Annotated in this window: 15 protein-coding genes and 1 other RNA gene; 12 read left to right on the plus strand and 4 right to left on the minus strand. The window is 61.4% G+C overall.

All coding sequences use genetic code 11. The features are described 5' to 3' along the window. Positions 1-60: 60 nt before the first annotated feature. Positions 61-762: a bactofilin family protein gene (locus tag HKD28_RS06375; protein WP_235993343.1), complete on the plus strand. Its 702-nt coding sequence runs from the start codon at positions 61-63 to the stop codon at positions 760-762. Positions 763-886: 124 nt separating this feature from the next. Beyond that, complete coding sequence (locus HKD28_RS06380; RefSeq protein WP_194267597.1) at positions 887-1,381, plus strand: DUF3465 domain-containing protein; 495 nt, start codon at positions 887-889, stop codon at positions 1,379-1,381. A gap of 53 nt (positions 1,382-1,434) precedes the next feature. Here HKD28_RS06380 and clpA read toward each other — a convergent pair whose 3' ends face one another. After that, positions 1,435-3,750, minus strand: coding sequence for an ATP-dependent Clp protease ATP-binding subunit ClpA (gene clpA / locus HKD28_RS06385; RefSeq protein WP_194267598.1), 2,316 nt, complete (start codon positions 3,748-3,750; stop codon positions 1,435-1,437). Between the two features lie 129 nt (positions 3,751-3,879). After that, the gene (gene clpS, locus HKD28_RS06390; RefSeq protein ID WP_194267599.1) at positions 3,880-4,239 is read right to left on the minus strand and encodes an ATP-dependent Clp protease adapter ClpS; all 360 of its coding nucleotides are present in this window, start codon (positions 4,237-4,239) and stop codon (positions 3,880-3,882) included. A gap of 313 nt (positions 4,240-4,552) precedes the next feature. Between clpS and HKD28_RS06395 the strand changes: the two genes are divergently transcribed. The 8 genes from HKD28_RS06395 to HKD28_RS06430 all read left to right on the plus strand — a co-directional run bounded on the left by HKD28_RS06395 (position 4,553) and on the right by HKD28_RS06430 (position 12,218). Beyond that, complete coding sequence (locus HKD28_RS06395) at positions 4,553-5,599, plus strand: D-alanyl-D-alanine carboxypeptidase family protein (RefSeq protein ID WP_194267600.1); 1,047 nt, start codon at positions 4,553-4,555, stop codon at positions 5,597-5,599. A gap of 91 nt (positions 5,600-5,690) precedes the next feature. Further along, on the plus strand, positions 5,691-6,491 hold the full coding sequence (map, locus tag HKD28_RS06400) for a type I methionyl aminopeptidase (RefSeq protein WP_194267601.1): 801 nt from the start codon (positions 5,691-5,693) through the stop codon (positions 6,489-6,491). Further along, positions 6,488-8,287, plus strand: coding sequence for a gamma-glutamyltransferase (ggt, locus tag HKD28_RS06405; protein ID WP_194267602.1), 1,800 nt, complete (start codon positions 6,488-6,490; stop codon positions 8,285-8,287). The genes map and ggt overlap by 4 nt, the downstream gene beginning before the upstream one ends. Positions 8,288-8,361: 74 nt before the next feature. Beyond that, positions 8,362-8,458: signal recognition particle sRNA small type (gene ffs / locus HKD28_RS06410), an RNA gene on the plus strand. A gap of 89 nt (positions 8,459-8,547) precedes the next feature. Then, positions 8,548-10,503, plus strand: a complete 1,956-nt coding sequence (locus HKD28_RS06415; RefSeq protein ID WP_194267603.1) for a DNA polymerase III subunit gamma/tau — start codon at positions 8,548-8,550, stop codon at positions 10,501-10,503. 11 nt (positions 10,504-10,514) lie between these two features. After that, on the plus strand, positions 10,515-10,838 hold the full coding sequence (locus tag HKD28_RS06420) for a YbaB/EbfC family nucleoid-associated protein (RefSeq protein ID WP_062031793.1): 324 nt from the start codon (positions 10,515-10,517) through the stop codon (positions 10,836-10,838). Positions 10,839-10,863: 25 nt separating this feature from the next. Beyond that, positions 10,864-11,460: a recombination mediator RecR gene (recR, locus tag HKD28_RS06425; protein ID WP_194267604.1), complete on the plus strand. Its 597-nt coding sequence runs from the start codon at positions 10,864-10,866 to the stop codon at positions 11,458-11,460. Between the two features lie 2 nt (positions 11,461-11,462). Continuing rightward, positions 11,463-12,218: an SDR family oxidoreductase gene (locus HKD28_RS06430; protein WP_194267605.1), complete on the plus strand. Its 756-nt coding sequence runs from the start codon at positions 11,463-11,465 to the stop codon at positions 12,216-12,218. A gap of 3 nt (positions 12,219-12,221) precedes the next feature. Here HKD28_RS06430 and HKD28_RS06435 read toward each other — a convergent pair whose 3' ends face one another. Together HKD28_RS06435 and HKD28_RS06440 are read right to left on the minus strand one after the other, a co-directional pair. Next, positions 12,222-12,833: a chorismate--pyruvate lyase family protein gene (locus tag HKD28_RS06435; protein ID WP_235993344.1), complete on the minus strand. Its 612-nt coding sequence runs from the start codon at positions 12,831-12,833 to the stop codon at positions 12,222-12,224. Continuing rightward, the gene (locus HKD28_RS06440; protein ID WP_062031788.1) at positions 12,769-13,095 is read right to left on the minus strand and encodes a TIGR02300 family protein; all 327 of its coding nucleotides are present in this window, start codon (positions 13,093-13,095) and stop codon (positions 12,769-12,771) included. Before HKD28_RS06440 ends, HKD28_RS06435 begins: the two co-directional genes overlap by 65 nt. A 161-nt stretch (positions 13,096-13,256) precedes the next feature. Between HKD28_RS06440 and aroA the strand changes: the two genes are divergently transcribed. Further along, complete coding sequence (aroA, locus tag HKD28_RS06445) at positions 13,257-14,585, plus strand: 3-phosphoshikimate 1-carboxyvinyltransferase (protein ID WP_194267606.1); 1,329 nt, start codon at positions 13,257-13,259, stop codon at positions 14,583-14,585. Further along, positions 14,582-15,223 carry a (d)CMP kinase gene (gene cmk / locus HKD28_RS06450; RefSeq protein WP_194261703.1) on the plus strand — a complete coding sequence of 214 codons (642 nt, stop codon included), beginning with the start codon at positions 14,582-14,584 and terminating at the stop codon, positions 15,221-15,223. Before aroA ends, cmk begins: the two co-directional genes overlap by 4 nt. Positions 15,224-15,253: the final 30 nt, after the last annotated feature.

Consider the following 15,253-nt stretch of genomic DNA (forward strand, 5'->3'; position numbering starts at 1 on the left):
TCCGGGAGACGTCCGAGACAGAATTAGAGTGTTCTTTTCCAGATCCGCAGCGGGGTTTCCTTGTTCAGAAGACGCAAACCGGAAGATGACTCCAAGCCTGTCGAGAACGGCAAACTTGCAGGTCAGCCCATTTTCCCCAACCGGCCGGACGCTCCCAGCCAGACGGCTCCCGCGTCAGGATCCGGATCGCCCTCCAGTCCCCAACTCGCCCAGCAGCCCAACCAGCAGAAGGACCCCGCGCCCATGGGTCGTACCCCTTTTCCGGCACCGCCGTCTTCCAATTCTCCGACGGGCGTAACGCCGGCAGGGGCACCGCGCCCCGGTGTGGCCGCCGTTCCGGGCGCACCGCGCCAGACCGGTCCGGAGCGTCGTACGCTCGTTGTCGGCCGTGGCATCAGCGTTCAGGGCTCCGTGCAGGACGCCGAGCGCCTCGTTGTCGAAGGCACGGTCGAGTCCAGCATGATCCATGCTGCCGAGCTTCAGGTCACGCATGGCGGCGTATTCCGGGGTGGCGTTGAGGTTGAAGACGCGGAACTGGCTGGCACGATCGACGGCACCCTGACGGTTAATGGAAGCCTCACGATCCGCGCGACCGGTCGCCTTATTGGCAAGGTGAAGTGCCGCCGCCTTCAGGTTGAAGATGGTGGTCAGATCACGGGCCAGCTCGAAATGATCACGGATGGCGCACCGGCACGTCCGGTTGTGAGCGAAGCCGCCAAGGCTGAGCCTGCCGCCGGTGAGGGCGCCAGCGAAGCTCCCTGATCCGTTATCGCGGACCAGCAGAAAGGCCCGTTCCCTTTTTGGGGCGGGTTTTTTTGTGTCCGGTCCGGACCTTCCGGCGGCAGAGCAACAGACAGGGCCGCCCCGACAGGAGAAAACCCCCTTCATGACATTCCGCCTGCTCTCCACGTTTGCTGTGGCACTGCTATGCGCGCCATTAGCCGCATCTGCTCAGGGCTTTTTCGGTCAGAATACTGCATCCCACAGCACGCATGGCATGCCAGCACAGTGTGACAATGCGCGTTTCCTCGCTGATCAGCAGGGACTGGAACAGAGCGGCCCGACTGGCATCGACCTGCCCGAGCATCTGTGCGGGCAGGTGCTGGCGGTCTCTCCCAGAGCAAAGCGGACCCGCAGCGGCTGGCACGGCTATTTCTATCTGTCGGTCGGGCAGGGGGTCTCTATCCGGATCGTGTCCGATCTGGACCAGATGAATGCACCGCAATGGCCCTGGGTCAGCAAGGGCGATCAGGTTGAGGTCCAAGGCCGCTACTATTACGACAGCCTGCGCCGCCAGGGCGTGGACTGGACCCATCATGGCACAGGTCGCAAATGGCCCTGGCCCGGCTATGTCGTGGTGAACGGTACCCGCTACCAGTAACAAAAAAGGCCCGTGAGGCAGTGTCTCACGGGCCTTTTCTGGAGTGCAAGGTTTCAGCTTGTCGCTTCGTCTTTCTTCGAAGCGCCATCCTCGCCCTTGGTGTCATCCTTGCCTTCGAGAATATCGAAGTCGAGTGCGCCGTTCTTCATACCAATCCGAACGGCACCGCCCTGAGCCAGTCGCCCGAAGAGCAGTTCTTCGGCCAGAGGCTTCTTGATGTATTCCTGAATGACACGTCCCAGCGGGCGCGCACCATACAGGCGGTCATAACCGCGTTCGGCGAGCCATTCCTTGGCGCTCGAGGAAATCTCGATCGTCACATGGCGGTCGGCAAGCTGGGCTTCGAGCTGAAGCACGAACTTCTCGACCACGCGGCCCACGGTCTCCGGCGTCAGGTTGGCGAAGGGAATGATCGCATCCAGACGGTTACGGAATTCCGGTGTGAACAGGCGTTTGACCGCCTCTTCGTCCTCGCCACTCCGCGCCGTTCGTCCAAACCCGATCGCTTCCTTGGACAGGTCCGCTGCGCCCGCATTGGTGGTCATGATCAGGATCACGTTGCGGAAATCAACGACCTTGCCGTTGTGATCCGTCAGGCGACCATGATCCATGACCTGAAGCAGGACATTGAACAGGTCCGGATGGGCCTTCTCGATTTCGTCCAGCAGCAGGACCGCATGCGGATGCTGGTCGATCGCATCCGTCAGCAGGCCTCCCTGATCGAACCCGACATAGCCCGGAGGCGCACCGATCAGACGCGAGATCGAATGACGCTCCATGTATTCGGACATGTCGAAGCGGATCAGCTCAATCCCGAGCGAGTTGGAAAGCTGCTTGGCGACTTCCGTCTTGCCGACGCCCGTGGGGCCGGAGAACAGATAGTTGCCGATCGGCTTTTCCGCATCGCGCAGCCCGGCGCGAGACAGCTTGATCGCCGCAGCCAGCGCGTCGATCGCCTTGTCCTGCCCGAAGACCATGTTCCGCAGGTCCCGTTCCAGATGGCGCAGGGTCTCGCGGTCATCGGCCGAAACGCTTTTGGGCGGGATGCGGGCGATCTTGGCGATGGCCTCTTCCACGTCCTTCAGCGTCACGGTCTTGCGGCGCTTGTTCTCGGGGATAAGCATCCGGGCCGCGCCAACTTCGTCGATCACATCGATCGCCTTGTCCGGCAGTTTGCGGTCATGGACATACTTGGCCGCCAGTTCGACCGCACCCCGCAAGGCTTCTTCGGTGTAACGGACTTTGTGATGCTTCTCGTAGCTACCCTTCAGGCCGCGAAGAATCTTGATCGCGTCCTCGATCGAAGGCTCCGGCACGTCGATCTTCTGGAACCGGCGGACAAGCGCCCGATCTTTCTCGAAATGCTGGCGGAACTCCTTGTAGGTCGTGGACCCGATGCAGCGCAGCGTCCCGGCGGCCAGGGCAGGTTTGAGCAGGTTGGACGCATCCATTGCACCGCCCGAGGTCGCTCCCGCGCCAATGACGGTGTGGATTTCGTCGATGAACAGGATGGCACCAGGGGTCTGGTCCATTTCCGTCACGACGGCCTTCAACCGCTCTTCGAAATCGCCACGATAGCGCGTGCCAGCCAGAAGCGAGCCCATATCCAGCGAGTAGATCGTGCTGTTCAGCAGAACGTCCGGCACTTCGCCTTCCACGATCCGCTTTGCCAGACCTTCGGCAATCGCCGTCTTGCCGACGCCGGGATCGCCTACATAAAGCGGGTTATTCTTCGTGCGGCGGCACAGGATCTGGATGGTGCGTTCGATCTCCTGATCGCGACCGATCAGCGGATCGATCCGCCCTTCACGCGCACGTTCGTTCAGATCGACGCAATAGGTTGCGAGCGCGCCTTCCTTGGGCGTTTCCTTGCGCTCCTCGCGCTCGGATGTGTCCTTGGAGGCCGCAGCCGCGCGCCGTCCTGCACCCCGATCCGGAGCCTTGGCGATACCGTGCGAGATGAAATTGACTGCATCGAGTCGTGTCATGTCCTGCAGCTGCAGGAAATAGACGGCGTGACTTTCACGTTCGGCAAACAGAGCCACAAGCACGTTTGCGCCCGTAACCTCGTCGCGCCCCGTGCTCTGCACATGGATGGCCGCGCGCTGGATCACGCGCTGGAAAGCCGCGGTCGGTTTGGGTTCCGTCGGACGTTCCGCCGCTAGTCCGGCCAGATCCTTGTCCAGGAAATCCGTCAGATCGGAGCGCAGCTTGTCGAGATCGATGCCGCAGGCCCGGAAGACCGTCAGAGCATCGTCGTCTTCTGTCAGCGCGAGCAGAAGATGTTCGAGGGTTGCATATTCGTGACGCCGGTCACCTGCGAATGTCAGGGCGCGGTGGAGTGTCTGTTCGAGCGTACGGGACAGCATGTGATGGCGCTCCTCTCGACCTCTCGTGGGAAAGGTATCTTGTCGCGGAGTAACGTGTAACGCCAGTCAGAAACGCAGATGGAAACAAGAAATTATCCTGCGTCCGAGCTTTTCTGCCTGTCAGACGGATCAGTCTTTTTCGATCGTGCACTGAAGGGGATGCTGGTTCTGGCGTGCCAGATCCATCACCTGTGTCACCTTGCTTTCAGCCACTTCATACGTGAACACCCCGCAGACTCCGACGCCGCGCTGGTGAACCTGAAGCATGACGGACGTTGCCTCGTCCCGGGTCTTGGCAAAAAAGCGCTCCAGCACATGCACCACGAATTCCATGGGCGTGTAGTCATCGTTGAGCATCAGAACCTTGTACATGGAAGGTTTGCGCGTCCGGGTTCTGGGGCGCACCACCACGCTGACGTCAAGGTCCTGATCCTCGTCTCTCCTGTCCGGCCCATGAGGCGGAATGGAGTCGGGAGACTCCGGCCCCATACGGGCTGGACTCCGTAAAGACGCGACACCGGAAAGGCCGTTTGGACAGGGGGGAAGATCGTAAGAAGACATGACGGGTATGATATGGTGCGAATTTCGGTCTTGAGAAGGGCTGCAAGCCCCTGAAATAAGGTTTTTATGCGTCGGGTGCCACGATGCTGCCTCCTTTCCGGCCTGCTTACGAAAAATTAAGGAAAGTCCTTCAAAGCTGGTGGACGGGAAGTTTTCAATGCGCCTAGACTGCCTGTGATGAAGGTGGCTCAAAAGCCCAGATCTTTCCCGAGACGACGTTCCGTTCAGAGGCTGTCAGTAAATGCGTTTCCCGTTCCAGAAAGCTTTTCTGTTGTGCGCCATGACGGCCATGGGGCTGGGATCGGCGAAGGCGCAATATGCCGGACATGTTTCAAGCTATGTGATGGATGCCAAGACAGGCGCTGTCCTCTCGGCGACGGACGCTGAACTGCAACGCTATCCTGCGTCTCTGACGAAGCTCATGACGCTCTATCTGACGTTCCGCGCTCTTGAGGCGCATCAGATTACGCTGGACGAGCAGGTTCCGGTGTCCATCCACGCCTCCATTCAGGCTCCGTCAAAGCTGGGTCTTGTGCCGGGAACGAAGCTGACGGTGGAGCAGGGCATTCTGGGGCTGGTCACGAAATCCGCCAATGATGCGGCCTGTGCTCTCGGTGAGTTCCTTGGCGGTGGAGACGAAGTGCGTTTCGCCCAGCTCATGACGCAGCAGGCCCGGGCTCTGGGGATGGTCAATACGACCTTCCGCAATGCTTCCGGTCTGCCTGATCCGGACCAGGTGACGACAGCACATGATCTGGCCCTGCTGTCGCAGCATCTGATTGCGGATTTCCCGCAATATTATCACTATTTCAACGTTCCCTCCTTTTATTTCCATCGCCGCATGGTTCCGAATCATGATCCGATGCTGAAAATCTATGCGGGCGCTGACGGTCTCAAGACGGGCTACACCGATCTGGCCGGCCACAATCTCATTACCTCTGCCCAGCGCGGCAATGTTCGCCTGATCGGTGTGGTCATGGGGTCTTCCAGTAATGCGCGTCGTTCCATGGAAATGGTGGCGCTGCTCGACAAGGGGTTTGCTGATGAAGGTGTCGCGCCTCAGCCGCTGCTTCATCCGGCTGCACCATCCGGTATCCTGATGGCATCTGCCCGTCGTCGTGGTCGTTTCCATCACGGTTTCCTGCTGGCGTCTTCGCGTCCTATGGAAGTTGCCGATGCGCCGACGGCGCCACGTCGTTATGGCCGGATTTCGCACCATGGGGCAGCTGTACGCATGGTTAGCGTGCGCCATGCCGTCGCTCATAAAAAGCGTTCCCGGCACAGCTGATCCTGAAAATCTGACCTGCCGCCTTGCGATCCAGCCCGGACAGACGCATTTTGTCCGGACTTTTTGAAGATTGAAGGATCGGGCAGCAGGTATGGATCATGCACGGGGTATCGTTCTCTACGATCAGGACGATTTCAAACATCTGCATCGTGTTGGCCGTCTGACGGCAGAGGCGCTGGACATGATCACGCCCCATGTGCAGCCCGGCGTGACCACGGAAGAGCTGAACCAGCTGATCCACGATTTTACGCTTGCCCATGGCGCGACCCCCGCTCCGTTGAACTATCGTGGCTATCCAAAATCCTGCTGTATTTCGATCAACCATGTCGTGTGTCACGGGATTCCCGGCCCGAAGAAGTTGTCCAACGGTGACATCGTGAATATTGACGTCACTTCCATTCTGGATGGCTGGTACGGTGATAGCTCGCGCATGTATGTCGTGGGCAAGGCGCCGAAGAAGGCCGAAAAACTGGTCGATGTGACGTATGAGGCCCTGATGCGCGGGATTGCGCAGGTGCGCCCCGGCAAGACGCTTGGCGATATCGGACATGCCATTCAGGAATATGCGGAAGCCAACCGTTTCTCCATCGTGCGGGATTTCTGTGGCCATGGCATTGGCCGGGATTTCCATGCCGAACCGAATGTCTTGCACTATGGCCGTCCGGGTGAGGGGGTAAGGCTTGTGGAGGGCATGGTGTTCACGATCGAGCCCATGCTGAATATCGGCCGCCCGGACGTGAAAATTCTTGATGACGGCTGGACAGCCGTAACCCGTGACCGCACCCTGTCTGCCCAGTTCGAGCATCAGGTCGGCGTGACGGCCGATGGTTGCGAAATTTTCACCCTGTCCCCCAAAGGCTACACCAAGCCTCCTTATGGAGAGACCGCATGAGAGCGTTTTCGCTTCTTCTCGCCACGGCCCTGATCAGCAGCACGACGCTCGCTACCGCAGCCGCCCCGGCGCTGAGTTCAGCGCATGATCCTCTGGCTTTCGGTCCGGACAATGTCAGTGCCGGTGTGCTGACTTCCGGTCGTCATGGCATGGTGGTGTCGGCGCAGCATCTCGCCTCCGATGCCGGTGCGAAAATCCTTGCGCAGGGTGGCAATGCGGTCGATGCGGCCGTGGCCGTCGGATATGCTCTGGCTGTGGTCTATCCCGCAGCCGGCAATATTGGCGGCGGCGGGTTCATGACCCTGCGTCTGAAAACGGGCCAGACGGTCTTTATTGATTTCCGCGAACATGCTCCCGCCGCTGCGACGGCCACGATGTATCAGGACGCTGCGGGCAAGGTCATTCCGGGTCTGTCCACCGAAGGTTGGAAAGCTGTTGCGGTTCCAGGCACGGTCGCTGGACTGGATTCTATTCTGCAGAAATGGGGACATCTGCCGCGCGCCAAGGTCATGGCACCGGCGATTGCATTGGCCCGGGACGGCTTCGTGCTGAACCAGGGCGATGCGGACCTTCTGCACACCTCGACGCGCTATTTCCAGCACGATCCTTATGCCCGCGCGTTCTATCTGCGCCCTGATGGTACGTCGCTTCAGGTGGGCGACCGTCTGGTCCAGAAGGATCTGGCGGACTCGCTGGAATTGATCGCGAAAGAGGGCCCGAAGGCGTTCTATGACGGTCCGATCGCGAAAGAGATCGTGCGCGCCAGCACCGAAGGCGGCGGGATTCTTCAGCTTTCCGATTTCCAGAACTATCATATCCGCCACCTTGACCCGATCCGCTGCACGTATCGGGGCTATACGATCGACACGGCTCCCCCGCCGAGCGGTGGTGGCGTTGCGCTCTGCGAAATCCTGAACATTCTCTCCGGCTATGACATGCATGCGCTCGGCCTGCATACGGCGCCAGCCGTACAGCGCGAGGTCGAGGCCATGCGTCATGCCTATTCCGACCGGCGCGATCTGGGCGATCCGGATTTCGTCCATAATCCTGTCGAACACCTGATCGACCCCGCTTACGCCTATCAGATCCGCCAGGGCATTCCGACCGATCGCGCGCTGTCGTCCAGCACGCTAAGGGCAGGAGAGCCGCTGCCTGCTCCTGTGACGCAGGCGGCTCCCGACACCCAGGAGAAGCACGAGACGACACAGTTTTCAGTGCTCGATCATGAGGGAACGGCTGTTTCGGCAACCTATACGCTCAATGGCTGGTTCGGCGCGGGCGTGATGGGTGGTCATACTGGCATCTGGATGAACGACGAGATGGATGATTTCTCGTCCAAGCCGGGTGCGCCCAACATGTTCGGCATTGTCGGTTCGGAAGCCAATGCGATTGCGCCGGGCAAGACGCCGCTGTCTTCGATGTCGCCGTCCATCGTCTCGCGTGATGGCAAGGTCGTTATGGTGATCGGTAGCCCCGGCGGTTCGCGCATTCCGACGATTACGCTCTCCGCCATTCTCGGGGTGATCGATTACGGGCTGGATATCCGTCAGGCCATCGACCTGCCGCGAATCCATGAACAGTGGGAGCCTTCGGCTGTTGAGCTTGAGCAGGGCGCGTTGTCTGACGACGCCATGCAGACTCTCAAGGCCGAGGGCTATGCCCTGTCGCCGCATCGTCCGTGGGGTGTGGCTGAAGGCATTCTTGCTGATCGCCCGAGCCTGAAGGCCCCGAAGACCGGTCTGATCTATGGTGCGGCCGACCCGCGGCACATGGGCGGTGCGGCTGTCGGCGAATAAGACACGGGAATGAGGGCGCACTCTGATGATTGGGGGTTGTCAGACACCCCCGTCTCCGTGTTAGGAGAGCGCCGGGAGGTCGGCTTTGGACGGATACCTTGCCAACCCGGTCAGGTCCGGAAGGAAGCAGCCGCAGTGAGTTTTATCCGGGTTGAATGTCCGGCCTCCTACCTCACACAGTTACCGGACGCTCTTTTTCATGCAGCGTCCCGACCGTTTTCTAACGGTCCCATCCTCCGTGCTGAGGGTTCGACATTTCCATGACTGACGAAAACGACGATCTCCCCCTGCCGCCCGACACTGGTGGCGGTTTTTTCGGAGACGCACCAGCACAGGACATTCCTGCGCCCCCGGTCGCCGAGGCTGCGCCTTATCGCGTTCTGGCCCGCAAATACCGGCCGCAGACTTTTGATGATCTGATCGGGCAGGACTCGCTCGTCCGCATCCTGCGCCGGGCGTTCGAGCTCAAGCGTGTGGCCCATGCCTTCATGCTGACGGGTGTGCGCGGTGTGGGCAAGACGACGACTGCCCGCATCATTGCCCGCGCTCTGAACTGCATTGGCCCGGACGGCAACGGTGGCCCGACCGCCGATCCCTGCGGTGTCTGTGCCAACTGCACCGCCATTCTGGCGGATCGTCACCCCGACGTGCTGGAAATGGATGCCGCCTCCCGCACGGGCGTGGACGATGTGCGTGAAATCATTGAAGCAACGCGGTTTCGCCCGATGCAGGCGCGGATGAAGGTCTTCATCATCGATGAAGTCCACATGCTGTCTCGCAATGCCTTCAATGCGTTGCTCAAGACGCTTGAAGAGCCGCCGCCGCAAGTCACGTTCATTTTCGCCACGACCGAACTGCGCAAGGTTCCGGTCACCGTTCTGTCCCGCTGCCAGCGTTTCGATCTGCGCCGTGTTCCGCAATCTCTGCTGGCCGGACATTTCCACAATATCGCGCTGAAGGAAGGGGCGACCCTTTCGGAAGACGCGCTGGCCCTGATCGCCCGTGCGGCGGATGGCTCCGTGCGTGACGGGCTCTCGCTGCTCGATCAGGCCATCGCGCAGGGGGCCAGTGATGCGGATGCCGTGGCCGACATGCTGGGCTTGGCGGATCGTGGTCTGGTGTTCGATCTGTTGGACGCGCTCATGGCGGGCAAGCCTGCCGATGCGCTGGACCTGACCGATCAGGCTTATGCCCGCGGTGCAGATCTGGGGGTGCTGCTGGCGGATCTGCTGGATCTGCTGCATCTGATTTCGCGTCTCAAGGCCATTCCGTCCCTGCGGGAGGGTCGGGATCTGCCGGAAGCCGAGCGCACACGCGGCGGGGCGCTGGCTGACCGTCTGTCCAATGCCGTGCTGGGCCGCGCATGGCAGATCCTGCTGAAAGGCGTGCAGGAAGTCGAGACGGCTCCGGATCGCCGTCAGGCGGCGGAGATGGTCCTGATCCGTCTGTGTTATGCCAGTCTGCTGCCCACGCCGGACCGGCTGATCCGCCAGTTGACCGAAGGCGGGCAGGACCTGTCTCTGCCAGCTATGCCTCTCACGCCGACAGGTGGGACGTCTTCAGCCACGCCGTCAGCTGCAGTCAGCGGTATCGCCTCGACCAATGTTAGCGAAAGCTCAGGCGGTCCTGCGCCTCGGGCGCATGTGCGGCTGGTTGCGAATGGTGGAACGATTCTCGAGCCCGGTGTTGGTTATGCCGAAGCTGCTCCGGAGCCTGAACCCGAACCTGAACTTCCGCCGCCGCCCCGGACATGGCGCGAGATGGTGGCGATGGTGGCGCGGGAGCGCGAGCCCGTTCTTCACGGACTGCTCCGCAACGCTGTCCATCTTGTGCGTTTCTCGCCCCCCGACGTCCAGATTCGCGCCGAAGAGCCGCAGGCCCGTATCGAGCGTCAGCTTCAGAAACTGCTCGACCGTGTCTACCCCGGTCAATGGCGTGTCAGTGCCTCGACCGCTTCGGGTGAGCCGACACTCGACGAGCAGGGCGCAGAGGTTGTGGCCATCAATCAGGCCTCGGTGGAGGAACATCCGCTGGTGCAGGCCATCCTGAAAGCTTTTCCCGGTGCGAAAATCGGGGAAGTTCAAGACCACTCCCTTGATGAATACGGCCTGCCGCCGGAAATCACGGTGCCGCTGACCGATGATGCTCCACCCGATCTGGAATTCGCGCCGTTGGATGCCGATTTCCTTGATGAAGACGATCTGAACCTGAACTGAAGGACATACCCATGAAAAACCTTGCCGGACTGATGAAGCAGGCCAGCCAGATGCAGGCCAAGATGGAAGCCGCGCAGAGCAATCTGGCGTCTCTCGTGGTCGATGGGTCTGCCGGCGCCGGGCTGGTGACGGTCAAGCTGACAGGGAAGGGCGAAATGCGCGACCTGAAAATTGATCCGCAACTGGCCGATCCGACGGATATTGAAACGCTTCAGGACCTGATCGTGGCGGCCTATACGGACGCGAAAGCCAAGGCCGAGGCTGCAAGCTCCGAAGCCATGCGCGACGTGACGGGTGGTCTTGATCTTCCGGCAGGCCTGAAACTGCCGTTCTGATCCGGCTGGCGGGGATTTTACGCCCATGTTGGGCCACGGCGATATAGACCAACTGATTACGATGCTCGCGCGTCTGCCGGGGCTGGGGCCACGCTCGGCCCGTCGGGCCGCGCTGGCGCTTCTGCGCCAGCCGGAAAGCCGGATGCTACCGCTCGCCCATCTGATGGAGCGCGCGGCCACGAGCGTGAAGACCTGCACGCAATGCGGTAATCTGGATACAGTCGACCCGTGCCATATCTGCACGGACACGGCGCGGGATCAGGGGCTGATCTGCGTGGTTGAAACGGTGGGCGATCTCTGGGCGCTGGAACGTGCGGGCGTGCATCGCGGGGTCTATCAGGTTCTGGGCGGAACCCTGTCTGCGCTAGCGGGGCTGGGGCCGGACGATCTGAACGTTCGCCCGCTGTTCGAGCGGATCGAGGAAGGCGGGGTGAGGGAAGTCATTCTCGCCCTGAGCGCCACCGTTGAGGGGGCGACCACCGCGCACTGGCTTCAGGAGCGTCTGCTCCCAACGGGCGTGAGCGTCACGCGTGTGGGCCATGGTGTGCCTATGGGGGGCGCGCTGGACGTGCTGGATGACGGGACGCTCGCCGCCGCGCTGACGGCCCGGCGGTCTCTCTGAGAATGGCGTCGTTTCAGATTTCTCCGCGTGTCCCCCGTGTGGCTCTTGTGACGGGCGGCGCCCGGCGTATCGGGGCTTCACTGGTGGAAATGCTGGCCGGGCAGGGATTTGCGGTCGCTATCCATTGTCGCGACAGTACCCATCAAGCTGAAGAGCTTCTGAAGCGGATTGGCGGCAAAGGCTGCGTTTTAAAGGCCGATCTGCACTGCGAAGATGAGGTTGAGGCCTTGCTGCCGCGTGTGCAGGCCGCTCTGGGCCCGGTTGGCATCCTCATTAACAACGCGTCCGCTTTCATTCGTGACGAGATGGGCAGCGTTACCCGCGAAAGCTGGGATCTGCATCTCGAAACCAATCTTCGCGCGCCCTTTGTCCTCTCGCAGGCTATGGCAAAGGCGCTTCCTGATGGGGCCGAGGGCCTGATTCTGAATATGCTGGATCAGCGTGTGTGGAACCTGACGCCGCATTTCGTCAGCTATACCCTGTCCCGCACAGGGCTTTGGACTCTGACGCAGACCATGGCGCTGGCACTTGCCCCCCGGGTCCGGGTGAACGCCATCGGTCCCGGTCCGGTCCTTCCTGCGGTGCGGCAGACGCAGGAGCATTTTGACAGCATGTGCGCCCGCACACCGCTGCAGCATGGCTCTTCCCCCGAAGAGATCGCTCAGGCCGCACTGGCGCTGTTTGCGCTTCCTTCGGTGACGGGGCAGATGCTGGCGCTGGATGGTGGACAGCATCTGAACTGGTCTCCGGCCTCCTGACGTTCAGGGACGGAGGGCTGCGGGGAGATAGTCTTCCACTACGAGGGAAATTGGCGCGCCATCCGTGCCCCGGCGCAGAAGCGCCCTGTTCTCCAGAACGATTCCGGAGACTTCCCCCGGAAAACGTGTTTCCAGTCTTTCCCGCCTGAAAGCGGTCTGCTGCACGACGCGTCCAAACGGTGTGTCGGTCTGTTCAAGCAGTGTGTTCATGGCCGGGGAAAGCCGCTCCGGCACATACCAGTTCCAGGCATCCGACAGCACGGTCTCTCCACACAGCAGCCGGACATGCCGCGTGTTGACCTGATGGGTTTCCGTAACCTGTAGCAATGTCAGGATGTCTTCCGTCACGGGCCGGTCCACGCTCAGGCGCAGGACACGGATTGGAGACGGGCAGCGGGACTGGAGAACCGCCGTTGCGCTGGGATGGCTGTCGAGCCGGGCCCTGAATGCGCGAACGGGTGCGCTGTCCGGGGCGAAAATGCCTTCCGGATCAGAGCAGCCGTTCATCAGTGCCGCCAGAAGAGCAGCACAGAGGAGCTTTGCAACAACTTTAGTTGTCGTCGCGGTCGTCCTTGTCGTTCGGAACTTCGATGTCGTTGCTGAGATCGTCGTCATCGTCCAGATCGTCGTCCGGGGCGATCACATCGTCATCGTCCTCGTCATCGGCGACTTCCAGATCCACGTCGTCCTCATGCTCGTTGGCCTGAGGCTTCGGATCTTTTTCTTCCGGCAGCGGAACTTCGCTGCGCTTGAGACGGGAATCGTCCGGCTGGGTCGTGCCGCATTTCGGGCACACCGCCGGGACGCGGTTCAGGTCATAGAAGCGGGCGTTGCATTCAACGCATGTCCGTTTCAGACCGAGTTCGGGTTTTGCCATTGTGCGGGAACCTGCTGATGCCTCGAATAAGGAACGCGGCCATGCCAGCTTGTGCGCGTCCTGTCAAATCCCATCGCATGATTCCTGCCAGTTTTTCGGCGCATGACTGCACCTTCAAGATACGATTGACAGGTATGGGGCACCCCAGCAAAACATCTTCTATGCAAGTCTCGCGCCCCCTGACCGTCTCCGCGTCCCTTAAGGGACTTTCCGGCCGCACCCGTGTTCCGGGTGACAAATCCATCAGCCACCGTTCGCTGATGCTCGCTGCCCTCGCCTCCGGTCGCACCCGTGTCACCGGCCTGCTCGAAGGTGAGGACGTACTGCGGACCGCCGATGCCATGCGCGCACTTGGCGCGACCATCACGCGAGAGGGCACGGAATGGACCATTGAAGGCCGTGGCGTAGGCGCTCTGACCGAGCCTGCGGACGTTCTGGATATGGGCAATTCCGGCACTGCGGCCCGCTTGCTGGCGGGGATTTTGTCGTCCCATGCGTTCAACAGCGTCATGACGGGCGATGCCTCGCTGCGGTCTCGGCCCATGCGCCGCGTGACTGCGCCTCTGGCGGCCAATGGTGCCGAGTTCCTGACGCGTGAAGGCGGTCGTCTGCCGATGGCCGTTCGCGGGACGGGAGAGGCGAAACCGATCGAATACCGCCTTCCGGTTGCATCTGCCCAGGTCAAGTCCGCCATTCTGCTGGCGGGTCTGAACGCGCATGGCACCACAGTTGTGGAAGAGCCCGTCGCCACGCGCGATCATACGGAAAACATGCTTCGGCATTTCGGGGTTGAGGTGGATGTTTCGCGTCTTGATGCGGGTGGACGCCGAATCGCCCTGACGGGGCCGGTCGTCATGACTGCGCGGGATGTGACGGTTCCGGGAGATCCGTCTTCGGCGGCTTTCCCGATCGTCGCCGCCCTGCTGGTGCCGGGGTCTGATATCTGGATCGAGGGTGTGGGTCTCAACCCGCTGCGGACAGGGCTGTTCACAACGCTGATCGAAATGGGGGCGTCCCTCTCCATCGAAAACGAGCGTGTGGAAGGTGGGGAGCCGGTTGGCGATCTGCATGTCCGTCACAGCCAGCTCAAAGGCGTGGACGTTCCGCCCGAGCGTGCGCCGTCCATGATCGATGAATACCCGGTCCTTGCCGTGGCCTGCGCCTTTGCAGAGGGTCCGTCCCGCCTGCGTGGGCTGGAAGAGCTGCGCGTGAAGGAAAGCGATCGTCTGGCCTCTACTGTCGCCCTGCTCAATGTGAACGGCGCCGAGACAGAAGTGATCGGAGACGACCTTATCGTGAAGGGGGCTGATGCGCCTCTCGGTGGCGGCACAGTCCAGACCCACATGGATCATCGCCTTGCCATGAGTGCCGTCGTGCTTGGTCTTGCGTCTGCAAAGCCAGTAAACGTGGACGATACGGCCTTTATCGAAACCAGCTTCCCCGGCTTCGTGGAGTTGATGAACGCTCTCGGCGCAGGGCTGACGGCGTGACGGCTCGTCCGCTTGTCATCGCTGTCGACGGGCCTGCGGCGGCCGGTAAGGGGACGCTCGCCAAAGCTCTGGCCGCGAAACTGGGCTTGCCCTATCTCGATACCGGGCTGTTGTATCGTGCCGTTGCCCGCCGGATGGTGAATGCCGGACTGGACCCGGCTGGTGATGCTTCCGCTGAGGCGCAGGCTCTGCAACAGACCGATCTGGCGCGGACGGACCTGCGTGTTCCCGAGATCGATCGTGGGGCGTCTCTGGTGGCGGCACAGCCTGCTGTTCGCGCTGCCCTCTTGGACCGTCAGCGCGTTTTTGCGTCCGAAACCGGTGCGGTCGTGGACGGGCGCGATATCGGGACCGTTGTTTTCCCCGACGCGGACGTGAAATTCTTCATCACGGCCTCTCCGCGTACCCGTGCCTTACGTCGACATCGTCAGGTGGCGGGCGAGACTCCGTTGGAAGGCTCTGCCCTTGAGGCGGCCGTGTCCGAACTCGTGGCGCGGGACGCACGTGATTCCTCGCGGGAAACGGCCCCACTGATACAGGCTGCGGATGCCGCTCTGATTGAAACGGACGGGCTTTCTGCCGCAGAGGTTCTTGATAAAGCCTGCGAAATCGTGGCCCTGCGTCACACGCGGCGCTGAACCGACGCGACAGCAGCAGAAAAACGGCTT

The sequence above is a fragment of the Gluconobacter cadivus genome, from assembly GCF_015244745.1.
GTDB lineage: Bacteria > Pseudomonadota > Alphaproteobacteria > Acetobacterales > Acetobacteraceae > Gluconobacter > Gluconobacter cadivus.

Excerpts from the sequence above, each read along its gene's own strand:
- HKD28_RS06380 (WP_194267597.1), top strand. The coding sequence starts at position 887 with ATGACATTCCGCCTGCTCTCCACGTTTGCTGTGGCACTGCTATGCGCG.
- clpA (WP_194267598.1), bottom strand. The coding sequence starts at position 3,750 with ATGCTGTCCCGTACGCTCGAACAGACACTCCACCGCGCCCTGACATTC.
- clpS (WP_194267599.1), bottom strand. The coding sequence starts at position 4,239 with ATGGGGCCGGAGTCTCCCGACTCCATTCCGCCTCATGGGCCGGACAGG.
- HKD28_RS06395 (WP_194267600.1), top strand. The coding sequence starts at position 4,553 with ATGCGTTTCCCGTTCCAGAAAGCTTTTCTGTTGTGCGCCATGACGGCC.
- map (WP_194267601.1), top strand. The coding sequence starts at position 5,691 with ATGGATCATGCACGGGGTATCGTTCTCTACGATCAGGACGATTTCAAA.
- ggt (WP_194267602.1), top strand. The coding sequence starts at position 6,488 with ATGAGAGCGTTTTCGCTTCTTCTCGCCACGGCCCTGATCAGCAGCACG.
- HKD28_RS06415 (WP_194267603.1), top strand. The coding sequence starts at position 8,548 with ATGACTGACGAAAACGACGATCTCCCCCTGCCGCCCGACACTGGTGGC.
- HKD28_RS06420 (WP_062031793.1), top strand. The coding sequence starts at position 10,515 with ATGAAAAACCTTGCCGGACTGATGAAGCAGGCCAGCCAGATGCAGGCC.
- recR (WP_194267604.1), top strand. The coding sequence starts at position 10,864 with ATGTTGGGCCACGGCGATATAGACCAACTGATTACGATGCTCGCGCGT.
- HKD28_RS06430 (WP_194267605.1), top strand. The coding sequence starts at position 11,463 with ATGGCGTCGTTTCAGATTTCTCCGCGTGTCCCCCGTGTGGCTCTTGTG.
- HKD28_RS06435 (WP_235993344.1), bottom strand. The coding sequence starts at position 12,833 with ATGACGACGATCTCAGCAACGACATCGAAGTTCCGAACGACAAGGACG.
- HKD28_RS06440 (WP_062031788.1), bottom strand. The coding sequence starts at position 13,095 with ATGGCAAAACCCGAACTCGGTCTGAAACGGACATGCGTTGAATGCAAC.
- aroA (WP_194267606.1), top strand. The coding sequence starts at position 13,257 with ATGCAAGTCTCGCGCCCCCTGACCGTCTCCGCGTCCCTTAAGGGACTT.